This window comes from Streptomyces virginiae, from assembly GCF_041432505.1.
In the GTDB taxonomy this organism is placed as follows: Bacteria; Actinomycetota; Actinomycetes; order Streptomycetales; family Streptomycetaceae; genus Streptomyces; species Streptomyces virginiae_A.
Genome location: NZ_CP107871.1, coordinates 735,025 through 751,582, shown reverse-complemented (window position 1 = coordinate 751,582; position 16,558 = coordinate 735,025). Strand labels below are relative to the sequence as shown.

The window sequence follows — 16,558 nt, the reverse complement described above, 5'->3', positions numbered from 1 at the left end:
CGCTACCCCCGGAGGGGTGGCGGCCCTTCCCCAAATAAATTCTGCAAAAATACTTTTGGAAAGCTTTCGGGGGCTCTAGCCTTCCCGCATGGTCAGCGAAGAGCACAGGCGCGTCCTCGATCCGGAGCGGGACGCCGCGGCCCTGAAGGCACTCACGCACCCGTTGCGCATCCGCCTGCTCGGGCTGCTCAGGCAGGACGGCCCGGCCACCGCGAGCGAGCTCGGGGTCAGGACGGGGGAGTCGTCCGCCTCCACCAGCTATCACCTGCGCGTCCTGGCGAAGAACGCGTTCGTCGCCGAGGCCGAACACCGGGACGGCCGGGAGCGACGCTGGCGGGCGGTGCACTCCTTGACCGCCTGGAGCAACGAGTCGATGGAATCCTCGCCGGCCAGCCGTGCCTTGCTCACCCTGTCGCGCAGGGTGCAGATCGAGCACCTGGAGACTTCTCTCGTCCAGCACGAGGCCGACATGGCCGACGGCCGACTGGCGCAGGAGTGGGTGGAGCCGTCGGGAATCAGCGACCTGATGCCCCGTCTGACGCCCGAGTCGCTCACCGAACTCCGCGAGGTGTTCGACCGAAAGCTGGAAGAACTGACCGCCCGTGACGCGGCGGATCCTCGCGCGAGGCAGGTCGTCCTCGTCCTGGCCGGACTGGCCCTCGCGCCACGGGACTCCGGCGCGGAGCCGAGAGTCACGGGCCCGACGCCGACGCGCACGGACCCCGACGCCGGCGCCGACATCGGTACCGGTACCGACGCCGGTACCGACAACGACAACGCGTCATGAACGAGACGTTGGACATACCCACCGCACGCCGCCGCTACCTCACGGTCTGCGCGCTCTTCTGGCTGCCGCTGGGGCTGAGTCTCGCGCCCTTGATCCTGCTGCTCACCGAACGTGGCATGACCATGGCAGCGATCGCGGGTCTGTTCGCCGCGCACTCGCTGACAGCGGCGGCACTGGAACTGCCCACCGGGGGACTGGCCGACGTCCTGGGGCGCCGCGTCGTCCTGATCGCCGCGGGCCTGCTGAACCTGACCGCCCTCGCCCTCGTAGGCCTGGGCTCCGGTCCCTGGCTGCTCGGCCTCGGCATGGTGCTGATGGGTGCGGGCCGTGCCCTCTCCAGCGGGCCGGCCGAAGCCTGGTACGTCGACACCGTCCACGCGCACGCCGGCCCCGACGCCGATCTGCGCACCGGCCTGGCCGCCGGCTCCACCGCCACGTCCGCCGCGCTCGCCACCGGAACCTTGCTCGGCGGCGCCCTTCCCTGGCTGCTCGGAGTCGGCCCCGACCTCGGGGCCCGGCTGAGCGAAGCCTCCTCCGGGCTGGTACTGCCCCTCTCCGCACCCCTGTTGCTGGGTTCGGCGGTCGAGGTCGCCTTCGTGCTGTACGTCTTGACGGCCCTGCCCGAGCCGCCTCGGCCGACGGTCGCCCTGCGCGACGTACTACGCGGGATTCCGGCCACCGTCGTGGACGGCCTGCGTCTGGGCGGTCGCGACACGCTGGTCCGTCGGGTGTTCCTCAGCGCGGGCGCGGCCGGCAGCGCGCTGGTCGCGATCGAACTGCTCATGCCGGGGCGCGCCGCGGCCGTCACCGGGGCATCGGAGTCAGGGGCGGTGCTCTTCGCCGCGTTGGCCTGCGCCGGATTCATCTGCTCCGGACTCGGCAGCCATCTCGCTCCGCTGACCGCCCGGTCGGCCGGCAGTGGCGAGCGTGCGGTCCTGGCGAGCCTCGGCATCGGCGCGGGCGGCCTGCTCCTGCTCGGCGCCACCGCGGGCTCCACGGGGGCGGGCGCCCTGGTCCTCGCGGCCGTCGGCTACGGCCTGGTCTACCTCGGACTCGGGGCGGCGGGACCGAACGAGAACGACATCCTGCACCGCCGTGTCGCCCGTACGGGCCGGGCCACCGCCCTGTCGGTCCAATCCCTCGTCATGCAGTCGGTGGGAGCAGTCACCGGACTGGTCGTCGGCGTCCTCCCGCCAGGTCCGATGTCCTGGCTGCCGGCAGGCGGCGTACTGCTGGTGGGCTCCCTCCTGTGGCTCCGCCGCGGCAGGCCCACATCGCCGAACCCACCCATGGCGTGCCCCTCCCCGGCAGCGGAATCCGCCGCCTCCACGAGCTGACCCACGGCGCGCGCTTCGGGCGGATCGTTCCACCGTTCCCGCGTCGCCCGTTCGGCGCGCCGTCCTGGTGGTCCGGGCGAGGCGGTGTGGTCAGGGCACCGGCCCGGCGGCACACTGGAGTTCCACGCCCCGCAGCGCCAGGAGTGACGTGCCCGTCCCGATCATCGTCGACTGCGATCCCGGACACGACGACGCCCTCGCGATCATGTTGGCCGCCGCGGACCCGGCGGTGGACCTGCTCGCCATCACCACGGTCGCGGGGAACCAGACCCTCGACAAGACCACGCTCAACGCCCGCCGGGTCTGCACGGTCGCCGGGATCACGGACGTTCCCATCGCCGCGGGTTGCGACCGGCCGCTCGTCCAGCCGCTCGGTGTGGCCGCCGACGTGCACGGGGTCAGCGGACTGGACGGGCCGATGTTCCCGGCCCCCACGGTGGATGTCGTTCCGGAGCATGCCGTGGACCTCATCCACCGGCTGCTGGCCGAGCACCCCGAGCCGGTCACCCTGATCCCGACCGCCCCGCTGACCAACATCGCCCTGCTGCTGAGGCGGTACCCGCAGGACGCCTCCCGCATCCGCGAGATCGTCCTGATGGGCGGATCGACGGAGCGGGGAAACCGGACCCCGGCCGCCGAGTTCAACATCGTCACCGATCCGGAGGCCGCCGACATCGTCTTCCGCTCGGGGGTGCCGGTCACCATGTGCGGGCTCAACGTCACGCACCAGGCACTGGCCACGCCCGAAGTGGTGGCCCGCTTCGTGGCCCTGGGCACGCCCCTCGGGCAGACCTGCGCCGACCTGCTGACCTATTTCGGGTCCACCTACCGCGAGTTGTGGGGGTTCGCCAGTCCGCCGCTGCACGACCCGGTGGCGGTGGCCCGGGTCATCGATCCCGGGCTGGTGCACTGCGTGGACGCCCAGGTCGCCGTGGAGTTGAACGGCCGGTACACGCGCGGAGCCACCGTCGTGGACCTGCACCGTTCCACGGGCCGCCCGGTCAACGCGCGCGTGGCCGTGACCTTGGAGACCGGCGCGTTCTGGGACCGCATGGTCGGCGCCGTCGCGGCCCTTGGCGCGCGCGTCCACGGGCCGACACCTGACTGAACAGGATCCGCCGGGCGTCCCCGGCGGCCGCATCGCCGGGCACACCCGCGTCCTGTGGGATCGGCCCGGTCGAGCCCGCCCGGTACGGGCGGGCGGCTGCCAGGGTCAGCGGCGCCGGGCGATGGTGATCCCGTCGCGCACCGGAAGCATCACCGACTCCACCCGCTCGTCGACCGCCATCAGGTCGTTGAGGTGACGCATCGCCAGGTGGCGCTCCTCCTGGTAGGCGGGGTCGAGGACGCGGCCGCCGAGGAAGACGTTGTCCAGCACCACCAGCCCGCCCGGGCGCAGTCGGCGCACGATCTCCTCGTAGTACAGGGGGTAGTTGTGCTTGTCGGCGTCGATGAACGCGATGTCGATGACCGGCTCCGCGTCGAGCGCGCGCAGCGTCTCCAGCGCGGGGGCGATGCGCAGGTCGATCCGGTCCGCCACGCCCGCACGCTCCCAGTACGGCCGTCCGACCGCCGTCCACTCCTCGCTGACGTCGCAGGCGAGCAGGCGGCCGCCGTCGGCCAGGCCGCGGGCGATGCAGAGGGCCGAGTAGCCGGTGAAGACACCGACCTCGACCGCGAAGCGGGCGCCGGTGAGCCGGGTGAGCATCGTGAGCAGCGCACCCTCGTCGGAGGAGATCTGCATGTGCGCGGCGCCGGCGGTGGCCTCGCGGGTGGCCATGGCCAGCTCGCCGAGGATGTCGTCGGCCGGGGTGTGGTGGCTGAGCAGGTACTCGCCGATCACGGGCTGCGTGGGCTCGAGATCGTCCCCGTCGATCGCGGAGCTCCACTCGACGGTGAGTTCCTCCTGCGTGGCGAAGCGCACCAGATGGCGGGTGATGACGTCCTGGACCTGGGCCAGCGACTCGGCGTCGACCGCGGTGGCGGTCAGCACCAGCTGATCCGGGGTGGGGGTGAGGCTGCAGGCCCCGGCGGTCAACGTGATGACGCCGCGACCGTCGGGAGTGAGGCTGGTGGTGACCTTGTGGCCCATGTGCGAGACGAGCTGCTTGACATAGCGCGCGGGCCGGGTGGTGGCGACGTGAGCGGTGGCGAGGGGCATCTGACTCCTGAGGTCTCTCCGTTAAGTGGCGAGAATCCTCGCCACTTCTTTGCTGAGGGGATTCTGCGGCCGGTGAGACGAAGTTGTCAAAAGTGTTTAGGTTCGTGGACACTTTTACTCATGGCAGAACAGCAGCCACCCGCACCCACGCCCGCGCACGGGAGCGACACGGACCACGACGAGCGACCTCACGATGAGCGACCTCGCGACGAGCAGGGCCATCTCGTGCTGCGCTCGCCGGAGCAGTTCAAGGCCCTGGGGCACCCGCTGCGTCACCGTATGGTCAACGTGCTGCGCCAGCGCCCCGCGACGTTGCGCCAGCTCGCCCAGGCGCTGGAGATGAGCAAGGGCACCATCGGCTACCACGTGCGCGTGCTGCGCGAGGCGGGACTGGTCCGGCTGACCGAGACCCGCCAGGTGCGCGGCGGTACCGAGCAGTACTTCGCGCTGGCCGCCCCTGCCTTCAAGCTGCACCAGGACGCGGAGGTCGGTCCGGAGTTCCTGATCAACGCCGCGCTCGGCGAGATGCTGCCGCGTCAGCCCGGCCAGGCCTCGCACACCATGCTGCGCCACCTCTGGCTCACCGACACCGAGGCGCACGCGCTGGAGGCCCGACTGCGCGAGATGGCCACCGAGCCGTATCCGACGGACCTCGCGCAAGGCCGCCCGTACGGGCTGCTGGTCAGCCTCTTCCGCGCCGATGTGCCCAACCTGCCACCGGACGAAGCCCCCTGAACGTCCCGCCGCTACCGGAAGGCCGTTTGACCTTGCCCTTGGCGGCAAGGTTGAACGATGACCGGCATGGACAACAACGCCGAACGGCAGAACAACAGGATCGTCGTCGTCACCGGGGCCGGTACCGGGATCGGCCGGGCCACCGCCCGCGCCTTCGCGGCCGAGGGCGCCCACGTGATCGCGGTCGGCCGCCGGGCCGAACCGCTCGACGGGACCGCCGCGGCCGACCGGACCCGTATCACCCCACTGGCCGCGGACATCACCGTTGAGGGCGAGCCCGAGCGGATCGTCCGGCGGGTGCTGGAGATCCACGGCCGGTTGGACGTACTGGTCAACAACGCGGGCATCGTACGCGGCGGAGCCCTCGGCGCACTCACGCCCGAGACGATCGCACCTCAGATCGCCACCAACCTCGTCGCACCCATCCTGCTGGCACAAGCGGCGCTGCCCGCCCTGGAGCGGACGGGAGGCCTCATCGTCAACGTCAGCACCTCAGTGGGCCAACGGGCCTGGCCGGGCAACTCGGTCTACGCCGCCACCAAGAGCGCTCTGGAGCTGTTGACCCGGAGCTGGGCGGTGGAACTGGCGCCCAGGGGCATCCGGGTCGTGGCCGTCGCACCCGGCGCGGTCGACACCCCGATCGGTGAACACCAGGGCCTGGCGCCGGCCCGGATCGCGGCGGTCCGCGCCTGGCAGCTCGCGCACACCCCGATGGGTCGGATCGGCCGACCGGAGGAGGTCGCCTGGGCGATCACCCAACTCGCCTCGCCCGGAGCCTCCTTTGTCACCGGAGTGGTCCTCCCGGTCGACGGCGGGGCTGTCGTGGCGTGATAGGAGTGGCCACCGGAGGTGGCAGAGGTGCTGATAGGCGAGTTGGCGAAGGTGACCACGACGACGGCGCGTGCGTTGCGGCACTACGAGGAGGCGGGACTGATCTCATCGGAGCGGGCACCCAACGGCTACCGGGTCTACGACGAGCGGACGGCTGTCCGCGTCCGCAACATCCGCTACCTGCTGGCCGCCGGGCTCACGCTGGACGACGTACGGGTCTTCGCGCCCTGCCTGGACGGAAACGTGGCGGCCGCGGCGCCCTCGGCCACAGGGCTGCGCGTCGCGACGGAGCGGCTCGCGGTGCTCGACGAACGCATCGCCGCCCAGACCGAGGCCCGCGACCGACTGGCTGCGGCACTGCGGCAGGCGACGGATGACCTCGTCAGGCCGCTGACCTGAGGGGATCGCAGGCTCTGAAGGTCGACCGCCTTACGCCACGACCGTGCCCCGGGCCGCCGCCGAGCCCGCCGTACGGCTCGACGGACGACACCCGGGCGGTGCCTCACTCGTCACGGTCCCAGCGCAATGCGGCGTACGTGGCCGGTAAGGCGATCAGTGCCCAGATGGCCACCGTCAGGGCCGCCGCCGTCCAGGCGTCCCACAGCGTCATGCAAAGGAACGACACGACGAGCGGAACGATGAGCACAGCCAGCGCCTTGCCCCAGCCGAAGCCGACCCGCGGCGTGACGGGGCGTCCGGTGGTGAGGCGGCGGGCCCGGCGGACACCGCCGAACGCGGCGACGAAGGCCAGCGCCGTCGTCCAGACCACGACCAGCGTCAGCCCGACGTACATGGTGGCCTCGTCGGGCAGCCCGGGGAGCGTCTCGGAGACCCCGTCCTGGCGGACCGAGACCTGGACGCCCCGCCACGTGGTGACCTCCACCTCTTCACCGGGCTTGACGAGGTAGGCCAGATCGCCGTTCGAGTTCAGATCGAACGGCTGATCGGCGGGAGCGGGGACGGGTGCGCGCAGCCGTATCCGGAAGACGGACACGCCTTTGGGGCCGCTCTTGGCGTTCTGGGCGGAAAGGACCGTGGCACGGATCGTGTGCAGGCAGTCCTCCGTCACCCGGGCCGCCTCCGTCTCGACGCACGGCCGAGCCGCCAGGAACGCCTCCTCGTCGGCTGTCGCACCACTGATCCGGCTGCCCGCCGCGGCGGAGAGCCCCAGCAGTATCAGGCCCAGCACGGCCCAGGCCAGCGCGCGCATCCGCTCGTCGCGGGCCCGTCCCAGGGCCATCGCCCGCTGCACCGTCATGTCCAGCGCCATGTCGGTCTCCCCCCTGTGTCGTGGGTCCGGCGCCCCACTTCCCCCTGCCCGAACCCCGCTCGACGGCAGTTCCCCGTACGACGAGTATTGCTCCTCGGCTCACCCGGCGGACCCGGCCCCCTCCCCGCCGCCATCGGGGAAAGTCCCTGGTCAGAACGGAGGTTGCCATTCACCCCAGTGCGTCGCGTGGCCGGGCGGGGGCCAGGATGTCGGTCCCCCCGACGAAGGCCACAGGCGCCCCACCCATTCGCACTCCGGGATCGCGCCTTCCCAGTCGTCGGTGCACCGGTCGGCCCAGGCCCGGCCCACCATGATCGGCCGCGTCACCACTCGCTCGGCGACCTCCTGCAGTCGCACCACCAACCCGAGCCCGTCGGCGCCGGGGTTCCCCCGCGGACCGTAGGACACGTCGACCACCTCACAGGTGTGCGCGTGCCCCAGGAACCGTTCGAGGTCGGCCGGGACGCAGCCCGTCAACCGGCGCCCCCAGAGCGTGATCTGGGGCCCGTGGGCCGCGTCGGCCGCGACGCAGAACAGCCGGCCGTCGACGAAGTACGCGTGGACGGCGGGCTCCGCAGGGCCCGACGCGAACTCCACGCCGAGCGTCTCGCGGGAGGTGGGGTCGGCCTGGAAGCGACGCAGCGCGGTCAACTCCGGCAGGGCCGCGACGACTTCCGCGAGACGCATGCCGAACCGCAGCGGTCCGACGCCTTCCAGGGGCGTCAGCTCCCAGTCCGGCCGCGTCGGCCGACTCACGGCATCACCTCGGGCATCGCGGCGAGAAGGGCGCGACCGCCCGAGCGGAGGGCCGGCCATTCAGCCGAGATCGATCGTGCGGGCCACGGCCGCCTGCGACGAAGGCGTTCGATCCGACTCTCCGACTCGCCGACTCTCCGGCGCTCTCGGTCCCGGCCGCGGGAGTCGAGGAGTGCTCCTCATGGTCATGACTCGCCAGGCTACTCGGCCCGCACCGGCGCCCGGTTCCGGGGGAGCGCGCCTCCACCGCTCGGGGTGTCGCGCACCTGGGCCGGTGAGGTGAACCTGTCCGTCGGATGGCGGCGGGGCGGGTGGCAGCAGTGGCAGTCCACTCCGGTGGGCCCGAGGCTCGTCTTCGCAGCCGAGCACCCGAGGAAAGGCCAGCAGCCCATGCCGCACGCCAACGAGGAGGGCGTCGCCACACGCCCGATCGCTCCGGACGATCAGCACCGCAGCCGAGCCGCTCACCTACGGACCGCGATCAGGCGGACCAATCTGGTCCCGGCGTTCTTGGTACTCACGATCATGATGGTGGCCCTGTGGCTGATGGGGATGCCGTTCCTCCAAGCCCTGACGATTTCCACCGCGGTGAAGATCTCGGTGGCCCTGCTCGAACTCCGCCGGCTGCCCGACCCCGTCGACGGCTGAACGGACCCGCCCACAGCCCGAGCCGTCCCGACCGACAAGACCCCCGCCGGGAAATGCCGCGCCGCGCCCGCCCCCGCACTGGCACGATGCCCGTACGGGGAACGGACGTGCGGGAGTGAGGCGGGGGACATGGGAGACATGGGGGAGGCGCTCGACGCGGTGGACTGGCGGGCGTTGGGGGCGGCGGGGCCGGACCATCCGGCCACCGACGTGCCGAAGGTGCTGCGCCGGATCGCCCGGGCGGACTCCACCACCCGCCCGGAGGCCGTGGAGCGGGCGTGCGGCGACCTGCAGGACCTCGTCCTCGGGAGCACAGCGGTCGGCACGGCCGCGCTGCCGTTCGTGGTGGATCTGGCTCTCGACCCGAAATCGGTCCAACGCCTTTACATGGTCGGCCTGCTGATATCCCTGGCCGGAGACGGTGAGGGCGTCGACCCCGGTCGGGCGGCGATGTGGTGGCAGCAATGGCCCCGTATCCGAAGGCTGCTCGACGACGCGGTCCCCGAGGTGCGGCGGGAGGCCCTGCTGCTGATCAGCGACCGGACCGGGCCCCTGCTCGAACGGTGGCACGTGGAGACGGACCCCTCCGTCCAGGTGGCCCTGTTGGTGGCGCTGGGCCGGGTCGCGGCCGCGGAGGACCTCACCGAGTCGACGGACGCGGAGGTACGCGCCGTCCTCGACGGGCTCCTCCACGGTGAGGACCCGGTGCTGCGCGTGGCGGCCGTGGTCGCCTCGGCCCCACTCGACCCCCAGGCGGTGCGGCGCGCCGTGCCCGAGCTGCTGGAGATCCTCACCGACCCCGTGATCGCCCCGAGGTTCGGGGAGGTCTGGTACACCCTGGAATGCGAGTACCCGTACGACCGCAACAACGTCGCGGAATGGGTCGGAAGCCTGCTGGAGCCGGACCTGACGGCGGCCACCTCGTTCTTGGCCGCCCTGGCCGAGGCCGGGACCCGGATCGGCGACGCGGAGCTACGCCGATGCGCGGTGGACCAAGCATGGCGACTGCTGTCGTCCCGGCCCTCCGCGGCGTCGGCCGTGCTGCCGCTCGCGGCCGGACTGCTGGCCGACCCGGACGACGACGTGCGCTACAAGGCCGCGCACCTGCTGGCGATCCTCGGCCGGGAAGCGGCCCCGCACGCCGACCGGCTCGCCGCCCTCCTCGACGACACCGGGGAATCGCGGTACTTCGACGGCACCGTCGGTGACCACGCGCGGTGGGCCCTGACCCGGATCGGGGACCCCCGCGCCCTGCCCGATCTCGTCGAGCGGCTCGTGGCGCCCTACCGGGACATGCAAGGCCGGGGCTATGCCCTCAGCGATCCGCGGCAGCCGGACGTCGCCGATGTCCTGCGATCGCTGCGGGCACACGCCCGCGTGCTGCTGCCCGCGGTACGCGAAGCCCTCCGGGACGAGGTCTCCCGCGCGGGGTGGCTCGTCCAGGACCTACGGGACGTGCTGCACGCGTGGGGGGAGAACCCGCTGCTCCCCGGCGAGCTCACGCCGTACCGGGGGCCCTGGGAACCACCGGTGCCGGGGCCGGCGGAGGCAGCGGCGACGGTACTGACCTATGCCGCCGACGGGCAGTGGCACGGGATGTTCACCACCGCCCTCGACGCGCTCACCCACCACGGACACCTCACCCCGCCGGTCCGGGAAGCCCTCACGGCACTGAAGGCCTCGGACCGCCGGCTCTCGGAGTACGGCGACTACCGGGCGGTCCTCCAGGACGAGGAGATCCGCGCCCGGATCGACAGGGCGCTCACACTGCCGTAGCTAGGCCGACCTGCGGCGCAGCGCCCGGCGGACCAGGTACAGGGCGACGAACAGCACGAGGACGACGAGCAGGACGATCAAGAGGGTCTTGAACAGGCCGCCCTTCTTCTTCTTGCTCTTCTTGCCCTTCTTGGTCCCGGTGGTGGCCCGGGCCTGGGACGACATCGGTGCCTGGAGACCGGTCGCGACGCCGGCGCCGGCGAGAACCCCGCTCTGCGGGAGCGCCGCCGCGGCGGAAGCCTGCCGGGCGGCCGGAGCGGCCGCCGAGGCGGTGGCCGCAGGGCCCAGGAGCAGCCCGGCGATCACGAAGAGCGGAACGAGTGCCGCCGCGACCGTCGGACGCCTCTTCGAAATGCTGTGTGTTGTCACTGTTTCCCCTGTTCTCCCCTGCCCCGGCCGGGCCCGATGGGATCCGGAAGGCCGTGGCTAGGAAGCATCGTCGACGAGTTCGACCGTCGCGGCAAGCACGTGGCGGTGGCGGGCTCGCGCTCACCGGGTACCTTCCCGAGCCGGGATCGCGCGCTCTGGCAGTCTGGGCGCATGGGGACGGGCGGCGGTCGGATGCGGGACGTACGGCGGAGCGTAGGACCGGGCGTGGGGCGGGAGTTGGGGCCGCGGTTCGGGGTGGAGGAGGGGTACGCGTGGTATCGGGGGGAGTCGCACGGAGGGTCCGTGCATCGACACGCCGCCTTCCAGCTCGTCCTGGCGCCCCGGGGCGAGGCGGCGCTCGCCGGCGCGGACGGCACGGTCGTCAGGGGGACGGCGTTGCTCGTCCCGCCCATGACCGCGCACCGGATGGTGGCGGCGGGGGAGCTGCTCACGCTCTTCGTGGAGCCGCATTCGGCCCTGGCGGACCGGTTGCGCGGCCGGTGCGGTTCCGGCTCGGGCATCCTGGCGGTGCCCGAGCTGGGCCTGCTCGACGAGGCCGAGCTCGGCCGGGCGGCGGCCCTGCCCTCGGCAGGGCTGGACCCGCGACTGCTCGCCGCGGCAGCCCTGCTGGAGGGCCTGGAGGAGCCGGTCCCGATGGACGTGGTCGCGGCCCGGGTGGGTCTGTCACCGCAGCGGCTGCGGGCCCTGGCCCGGCAGCAGTTGGGCATCCCGCTCGCCCGTCGGCGCATCTGGTCGAAGCTGCGCCGGAGCGCCCAGGCTCTGGAGGAGGGGCGCAGCCCGGCCGACGCGGCGGCCGCCGGCGGCTTCGCCGATCAGGCCCACCTCACCCACCGGATGCGGGAGATGATCGGGATGACTCCGGCGGCCGTACTGCGGGCGCTGCGGGAGCCGTCGCAGTCAGCCGCCGGCGCGTCGGGCCACGTACACGGAGATGGACCCGGTGACGGTTGAGACGACCTCCACCTCACGGACCTGGTCGAAGCCGGCCTCGGTGATGAGGGAGGGCAGGATGCCGTCGGCGTTGGGCTGTGTGTCGGCCCGGCCGTCGGCGAGCTGGACGACGCGGAACGCGGTGCGCATCAGGCGGGTGCGCTGGAGTCCGTAGTCGGCCAGGACCAGTCGGCCGCCGGGCCGCAGCACGGTGTGCAGGGAGGCCAGGATCGCCCGCTTCATCGGGAGGGGGCACTGGTGGAGTACGAGACCGGAGACGGCGCGGTCCGCGCTGCCCGCCCCGAGCACGTCCACCAGCTCGTCGCCCATGCCCTGGCGCCAGTCGACGGCGGCGCCCGCGACCCGGGCCTTGCGTCGGGCGACCGCCAGGACGCGGGGGTCCGGGTCGATACCGATGACACGGGCCGCCGGTTCGACGCGGTGCAGCAGCAGGGCCTGGGAGCCGGTGCCGCAGCCGACGTCGACGATCACCTCTGCCGGCCGCGGAGCCACGTGCATGGCCAGCAGGCCGCGCCAGAGCCGCTCCCGGATCAGGGCGGCCACGGGGTCGTAGAGGCTGGTGGGGGCGAACCGGCCCGCGGCGGGTGTGAACGGACGGGCGGCCCGCGCCGTCCCGCGCGACCGGGACCGGGAATCGGAGGGCTGAGGGCGAGTGCCGGGTGTTTCGCTGGACGAGGTCATGACGGCAGTGTCCGGCGCCCCGGCGGCACCGGTCTTGTACGAACCGCTCGCCGTGGGGTCGACCCGGGTCGGCGCGGGGCGCGCACAGCGCGAGCCCCGCTCACGGCGGACCGACCGAGCGCGGCGGGCTCAGATCCGCCGGTGCGCGACCGCCGCCAGGGTGTCCTTGACCTCCTGGACCACACGGGCCGCGTCCTCGGGGTTGTTCACCACATCCGTGTGGTTCATGTCGATGACGAGGACCTCGCTGGCCGAGTAGTGCTTGTGCACCCAGTCGTCGTAGCCGGACCACAGCGTCCGGTAGTACTCGACGAGGCTCTCGTCCTGTTCGAAGCCGCGGCCCCGCAGCCCGATCCGGTGCAGCACCGTCTCGAAGTCCGCCTTCAGGTAGACCATGAGATCGGGCGCCTTGCGGTACGGCAGACCGTCGATCTCGCGCATCATCTCGTTGAGCAGCCCCTCGTACACCTGCATCTCGAGGGTGCTGATCCGGCCCAGGTCGTGATTGACCTTGGCGAAGTACCAGTCCTCGTAGATGGACCGGTCCAGGACGTTGTCCCCCTGCTTGTACGCCTCCTTGATCGAGGCGAACCGGGTCTGCAGGAAGTAGAGCTGCAGCAGGAAGGGGTAGCGCTTCGCCTGGATCTCTTCGGGGCTCGCCGTGTAGAAGAGCGGAAGGATCGGATTGTCGTCCACGCTCTCGTAGAAGACCTCGCTGCCGAGCTCCTTGGCGAGCAGCTCGGCCACGCTCGTCTTGCCGATCCCGATCATGCCTCCGACGCAGATCACTGGCATACCTCACTTCTCCCTGGGGGTCTTCTGTTCGTGGGCGGGTGGGTTGTGGGCCCCACACCACTGAGACGCACGCCGGCGGTCACACGATTCCCCGGGATCTTCATGATCAGCGTCAGATGGTCGCCGTCCGGACCGAGACGCTGCCCTGCTCGGGCCGCGCTCCTCGACCGGTCGGCCCGACCGTTCCGCAGTCGCCGCGCAAAGCGACGAGCCGCAGCCCAGCGGCCGCCTTGAATCTTAAGTGATGATCAGCCTCCCGCTGTCCGGAGCACCGGCGCCGGCCACGGCCCGCTCTGCAAGGACGCCGTCCTGGGCGCCGAGGCGGCGCGAGTAGGGTGTCGCCCATGGTCAGGGCCTCTCCGGGCCCATCGGAACCACCGCCTGACCGACCGCGAAGAGAATGGGCAGACCATGGCAGAGCGACGCATCGCGGTGTTCGGCGCCGGATACATCGGCCTGGTGACCGGCGCGTGCCTCGCCGAGCTGGGTCACCACGTGACGGTCCGGGACATCGACCCCGAACGCGTCCGCATCCTCCTCGCCGGTGACGTTCCCATCCACGAACCCGGGCTCGGCGACATGATCGCCCGGAACAAGGAACGTCTCACCTTCACCCAGGACCTCGACCAGGCGCTCACCGGCGCCGAGATCGCCTACGTCTGCGTGGACACCCCGCCCTCGGCCTCCGGCGACGCCGACCTCACCCGCGTATGGGCCGTCATCCGGTCCCTGGCCACGGCCCACGACCTACGTGCCGTCGCCATGAAGTCCACGGTCCCCGTCGGTACCGGTGCCCGCGCCCGCCTCCTGCTGGACGAGATCGGGCTCTCCCACGTCGGCTACGTCTCCAACCCCGAGTTCACCGCCGAAGGCCGAGCCATCCCCGACTTCATGGCTCCGGACCGCATCGTGATCGGACAGGACGACGACACGGCCGGCGCCCTCGTCGCCGCCCTGCACACCGGCATCGACGCCCCCGTGGCCACGATGGACGTCAAGTCAGCCGAGATGGTCAAACTCGCCTCCAACGCGCTCCTCGCCACGAAGATCAGCTTCGCCAACGAGATCGCGACCCTGTGCGAGAACACCGGCGCGAACGTCACCGAGGTCCTCGGAGCCGTCGGCATGGACCACCGCCTCGGCGCCCACTTCCTGCGCCCGGGAATCGGCTGGGGCGGCTCCTGCTTCCCCAAGGACAGCGAAGCCCTGCGCCAGATGGCCTCCAACACCGGCTTCCACCCCCAGCTCCTCACCGCCGTGATCAACGTCAACAACATCCAGAAGCGCCGCGCCGTCCAACACCTCAAGGACGAGCTGGGCGACCTCGCCGGCCGGCACGTCGCCCTCCTGGGCATGGCGTTCAAGCCCGGCACCGACGACATGCGCGAGGCGCCGTCCACCGTGCTCGCCGGACGGCTGCTCGCCGAAGGCGCGCACGTACGCGCCTGGGACCCCCTGGCCCGCCCGGCCGCGGGGGAACCGTGGGACTCCGTGGACCGCTTCCCGACCCCGCGGCAGGCACTCGCCGGCGCGGACGCGGCCGTGATCGTGACCGAGTGGCCCGAACTCGCCGAGATCGACTGGACCGAGGCCTGCGGCGTCATGCGCACACCGGTCCTCTTCGACGGCCGCAACCTCCTCGACCCCACGCGCCTGCGCGAGATCGGATTCCGCTACACCTCCGTCGGACGCCCCTGACCCGTGGATGCCTCACGCGCTCGGTGGGCCCGCGCGTGAGCTCGTTCTAGGCGTGCCTATAGTTAGGGCACCCTAAGCAAGGAGGCGTGCGCGTGCTCGCGCGCCCGCCGGTCCTTGCCGCACGAGCAGAAGCAGAAACGGAACCTGTATGAGACCCGAGTCCACCCCCCTCGTCTCCCCGCGCGCGGACGTCCTGACCGAGACCGTCGAAGGCTTCGGCACGGTCCGCTTCACCCCGGTCGACCCCGCCGCGGACTCCGCCGTGCTGCACTCCTGGGTCGTCGAGGAACGCGCGCAGTTCTGGGGCATGAACGGCGCCAGCCGGGAACTGGTCCAGGAGATCTACGAGGACGTGGACCGCCGCGACACGCACCACGCGTTCATGGTCCGACTCGACGACGAGCCCGTGGCGCTCTTCCAGACGTACGAGCCCACCGAGGACCGGGTCAGCGAGTGCTACGAGGTCCGGGAGGGCGACATCGGCGTCCACCTGATGCTGGCCCCGGTGGCCGGCCGGCCCCGGCCCGGATTCAGCCGGACCCTGATCGGCTCGCTCATCCGGTTCACCTTCCGTGACCCGGCCGTCCTGCGCGCGGTGGCCGAGCCCGACGCCTCCAACGCCAAGGCGGTGGCCCTGATGAACCGGCTCGGCTTCGTCGGCCAGGGCGAGATCACGCTCCCGGAGATCGACCTGCCCGAGGTGTACCTCCCGGAGAAGCGGGCCGTGCTCGCCTTCCTCGACCGCCCCGCCGTACTCCCGACCGCGGCCGCCGTCGTACTCCCTTCCTAGCCCGGGCACGCCGCGGTGCGCGCCCCTACTCGCTCGGGGCGCGCAGCAGGCTCGCCGGGAGGTAGCCGGAGCGCACGTTCAGCTCCCAGCCGTGTGCGTGCACGGCGAGGGCGGCCAGGGCGACGACCGTGACCGGCAGCAGCGTCCTCGGCGCGGCGTCCGGGCCGGCGCTGTCACGGTGTTCCAGGAGCCGGCCGGTCAGGGCCCGCTCGAACGCGGCCTGGTCGTCGTCGAGGAGTACGCGCAGCAGTCGCTGGTCAGGGGTCTGCGGGCCCGCCGCGTCGAGGCGCGCGGCGGCCGCGGCACGCTCCTCGGCCTCCGGCTTGCGCAGGGGCGTCACCCCGGACGCGATCCACGGCGAGCGCGGCGTCTCCACCAGGTGGAGGTAGTCGCACAGCGCGTCCATCTCGGCGAGTTCGGCCGGGTCGGACACCGAGCTCAAGGACGAGTACGGCAGCCCCGCGTGGAACATGGGAGCGTAGTCCTTCCCCAGCAGCGGACCGATCACCCGGGCCCGCTCCCACAGCAGCCCGGTGATCACGCTCAGCGCGAAGACGTCCACCCAGACCCGCGCCGTGGGCGCCTGGTCGACCGCGTCGCCGAAGGCGAAGTCCTCGCTGCTGAGTTCCTCGTCGACGAGGGGGAAGAAGACCTCGAAGTCCCCGTCGGGGCAGGTGCCGAGCGTCAGCACACCGAGCGCGCACTCCGCCGCTGTCCGCAGCGCCAACCGGCCCGGCTCGCCGTCCAGTTGCGGATCCTGGAGGGTGAGGGCGCCGACATGGTCCAGGAGTTCGTCGCCCGTCTCCTGAATCCCCTTGATGGACAGGCTGCCGTAGCGCAGTCCGTGCCAGCGGCCGAAGGTCCGCCGCCGGATGTCCTCCAGGGCTCGACCCGTCCGCTCCTCGCCCACCTCGTGACGCGTCACTTCCTGCACGGTGGCCATCCTCCCCGT

18 protein-coding genes are annotated in these 16,558 nt (G+C 71.9%); 11 read left to right on the top strand and 7 right to left on the bottom strand.

Going from position 1 to position 16,558, the window contains the following annotated elements:
• The first annotated feature begins 88 nt into the window (after positions 1-88).
• The 3 genes from OG624_RS03585 to OG624_RS03575 all read left to right on the top strand — a co-directional run bounded on the left by OG624_RS03585 (position 89) and on the right by OG624_RS03575 (position 3,232).
• Positions 89-787 carry a helix-turn-helix domain-containing protein gene (locus tag OG624_RS03585; protein WP_371639060.1) on the top strand — a complete coding sequence of 233 codons (699 nt, stop codon included), beginning with the start codon at positions 89-91 and terminating at the stop codon, positions 785-787.
• Positions 784-2,124, top strand: coding sequence for an MFS transporter (locus tag OG624_RS03580; protein WP_371639059.1), 1,341 nt, complete (start codon positions 784-786; stop codon positions 2,122-2,124). The genes OG624_RS03585 and OG624_RS03580 overlap by 4 nt, the downstream gene beginning before the upstream one ends.
• 148 nt (positions 2,125-2,272) lie before the next feature.
• The gene (locus OG624_RS03575) at positions 2,273-3,232 is read left to right on the top strand and encodes a nucleoside hydrolase (protein ID WP_371639058.1); all 960 of its coding nucleotides are present in this window, start codon (positions 2,273-2,275) and stop codon (positions 3,230-3,232) included.
• A gap of 105 nt (positions 3,233-3,337) precedes the next feature.
• Here OG624_RS03575 and OG624_RS03570 read toward each other — a convergent pair whose 3' ends face one another.
• Positions 3,338-4,285 carry a DUF2218 domain-containing protein gene (locus OG624_RS03570; RefSeq protein WP_161296720.1) on the bottom strand — a complete coding sequence of 316 codons (948 nt, stop codon included), beginning with the start codon at positions 4,283-4,285 and terminating at the stop codon, positions 3,338-3,340.
• A 120-nt stretch (positions 4,286-4,405) separates the two neighbouring features.
• Here OG624_RS03570 and OG624_RS03565 point away from each other — a divergent pair, with 120 nt between their 5' ends.
• The 3 genes from OG624_RS03565 to OG624_RS03555 are packed head-to-tail and all read left to right on the top strand — an operon-like array spanning position 4,406 to position 6,250.
• Positions 4,406-5,020: an ArsR/SmtB family transcription factor gene (locus OG624_RS03565; protein WP_371639057.1), complete on the top strand. Its 615-nt coding sequence runs from the start codon at positions 4,406-4,408 to the stop codon at positions 5,018-5,020.
• 57 nt (positions 5,021-5,077) lie between these two features.
• Positions 5,078-5,851, top strand: a complete 774-nt coding sequence (locus OG624_RS03560) for an SDR family NAD(P)-dependent oxidoreductase (RefSeq protein WP_371587163.1) — start codon at positions 5,078-5,080, stop codon at positions 5,849-5,851.
• Positions 5,852-5,878: 27 nt separating this feature from the next.
• Positions 5,879-6,250, top strand: coding sequence for a MerR family transcriptional regulator (locus OG624_RS03555; protein ID WP_326750326.1), 372 nt, complete (start codon positions 5,879-5,881; stop codon positions 6,248-6,250).
• 103 nt (positions 6,251-6,353) lie between these two features.
• On the opposite strand, the gene OG624_RS03550 is transcribed toward OG624_RS03555, so the two are convergent.
• Both OG624_RS03550 and OG624_RS03545 read right to left on the bottom strand, forming a co-directional pair.
• Positions 6,354-7,121: a hypothetical protein gene (locus OG624_RS03550; RefSeq protein WP_371639056.1), complete on the bottom strand. Its 768-nt coding sequence runs from the start codon at positions 7,119-7,121 to the stop codon at positions 6,354-6,356.
• 150 nt (positions 7,122-7,271) lie between these two features.
• Positions 7,272-7,877 (bottom strand): hypothetical protein, encoded by a 606-nt coding sequence (locus OG624_RS03545; protein WP_371639055.1) that lies wholly within the window; start codon positions 7,875-7,877, stop codon positions 7,272-7,274.
• A 255-nt stretch (positions 7,878-8,132) separates the two neighbouring features.
• Between OG624_RS03545 and OG624_RS03540 the strand changes: the two genes are divergently transcribed.
• Both OG624_RS03540 and OG624_RS03535 read left to right on the top strand, forming a co-directional pair.
• Positions 8,133-8,525 (top strand): hypothetical protein, encoded by a 393-nt coding sequence (locus tag OG624_RS03540; protein WP_158711857.1) that lies wholly within the window; start codon positions 8,133-8,135, stop codon positions 8,523-8,525.
• 129 nt (positions 8,526-8,654) lie between these two features.
• Positions 8,655-10,301: a HEAT repeat domain-containing protein gene (locus OG624_RS03535; RefSeq protein ID WP_371639054.1), complete on the top strand. Its 1,647-nt coding sequence runs from the start codon at positions 8,655-8,657 to the stop codon at positions 10,299-10,301.
• Here OG624_RS03535 and OG624_RS03530 read toward each other — a convergent pair whose 3' ends face one another.
• On the bottom strand, positions 10,302-10,670 hold the full coding sequence (locus OG624_RS03530) for a hypothetical protein (protein ID WP_371639053.1): 369 nt from the start codon (positions 10,668-10,670) through the stop codon (positions 10,302-10,304).
• Between the two features lie 303 nt (positions 10,671-10,973).
• Between OG624_RS03530 and OG624_RS03525 the strand changes: the two genes are divergently transcribed.
• A complete protein-coding gene (locus tag OG624_RS03525; protein WP_371639052.1) occupies positions 10,974-11,642 on the top strand; it encodes a helix-turn-helix domain-containing protein in 669 nt (222 codons plus the stop codon).
• Here the strand turns inward: OG624_RS03525 and OG624_RS03520 are convergent.
• Together OG624_RS03520 and OG624_RS03515 are read right to left on the bottom strand one after the other, a co-directional pair.
• A complete protein-coding gene (locus tag OG624_RS03520; protein ID WP_371639051.1) occupies positions 11,589-12,323 on the bottom strand; it encodes a class I SAM-dependent methyltransferase in 735 nt (244 codons plus the stop codon). The two genes, OG624_RS03525 and OG624_RS03520, sit on opposite strands and share 54 nt — an antisense overlap.
• Before the next feature lie 129 nt (positions 12,324-12,452).
• Entirely contained in the window at positions 12,453-13,118 is a 666-nt protein-coding gene (locus OG624_RS03515; RefSeq protein WP_033221277.1) for a deoxynucleoside kinase, read from the bottom strand.
• 411 nt (positions 13,119-13,529) lie between these two features.
• On the opposite strand from OG624_RS03515, the gene OG624_RS03510 reads away from it, so the two are divergent.
• Positions 13,530-14,816, top strand: coding sequence for a UDP-glucose dehydrogenase family protein (locus tag OG624_RS03510; RefSeq protein WP_033221275.1), 1,287 nt, complete (start codon positions 13,530-13,532; stop codon positions 14,814-14,816).
• A 148-nt stretch (positions 14,817-14,964) separates the two neighbouring features.
• Positions 14,965-15,606: a GNAT family N-acetyltransferase gene (locus OG624_RS03505; protein ID WP_266355460.1), complete on the top strand. Its 642-nt coding sequence runs from the start codon at positions 14,965-14,967 to the stop codon at positions 15,604-15,606.
• Positions 15,607-15,631: 25 nt separating this feature from the next.
• Here OG624_RS03505 and OG624_RS03500 read toward each other — a convergent pair whose 3' ends face one another.
• Positions 15,632-16,549 (bottom strand): immunity 49 family protein, encoded by a 918-nt coding sequence (locus OG624_RS03500; RefSeq protein WP_323183589.1) that lies wholly within the window; start codon positions 16,547-16,549, stop codon positions 15,632-15,634.
• Positions 16,550-16,558: the final 9 nt, after the last annotated feature.

What these genes read in the sequence shown, in the direction of transcription:
- OG624_RS03585 (WP_371639060.1), top strand. Translation starts at nt 89, where the DNA reads ATGGTCAGCGAAGAGCACAGGCGCGTCCTCGATCCGGAGCGGGACGCC.
- OG624_RS03580 (WP_371639059.1), top strand. Translation starts at nt 784, where the DNA reads ATGAACGAGACGTTGGACATACCCACCGCACGCCGCCGCTACCTCACG.
- OG624_RS03570 (WP_161296720.1), bottom strand. Translation starts at nt 4,285, where the DNA reads ATGCCCCTCGCCACCGCTCACGTCGCCACCACCCGGCCCGCGCGCTAT.
- OG624_RS03565 (WP_371639057.1), top strand. Translation starts at nt 4,406, where the DNA reads ATGGCAGAACAGCAGCCACCCGCACCCACGCCCGCGCACGGGAGCGAC.
- OG624_RS03560 (WP_371587163.1), top strand. Translation starts at nt 5,078, where the DNA reads ATGACCGGCATGGACAACAACGCCGAACGGCAGAACAACAGGATCGTC.
- OG624_RS03550 (WP_371639056.1), bottom strand. Translation starts at nt 7,121, where the DNA reads ATGGCGCTGGACATGACGGTGCAGCGGGCGATGGCCCTGGGACGGGCC.
- OG624_RS03535 (WP_371639054.1), top strand. Translation starts at nt 8,655, where the DNA reads ATGGGAGACATGGGGGAGGCGCTCGACGCGGTGGACTGGCGGGCGTTG.
- OG624_RS03520 (WP_371639051.1), bottom strand. Translation starts at nt 12,323, where the DNA reads ATGACCTCGTCCAGCGAAACACCCGGCACTCGCCCTCAGCCCTCCGAT.
- OG624_RS03515 (WP_033221277.1), bottom strand. Translation starts at nt 13,118, where the DNA reads ATGCCAGTGATCTGCGTCGGAGGCATGATCGGGATCGGCAAGACGAGC.
- OG624_RS03510 (WP_033221275.1), top strand. Translation starts at nt 13,530, where the DNA reads ATGGCAGAGCGACGCATCGCGGTGTTCGGCGCCGGATACATCGGCCTG.
- OG624_RS03505 (WP_266355460.1), top strand. Translation starts at nt 14,965, where the DNA reads ATGAGACCCGAGTCCACCCCCCTCGTCTCCCCGCGCGCGGACGTCCTG.
- OG624_RS03500 (WP_323183589.1), bottom strand. Translation starts at nt 16,549, where the DNA reads ATGGCCACCGTGCAGGAAGTGACGCGTCACGAGGTGGGCGAGGAGCGG.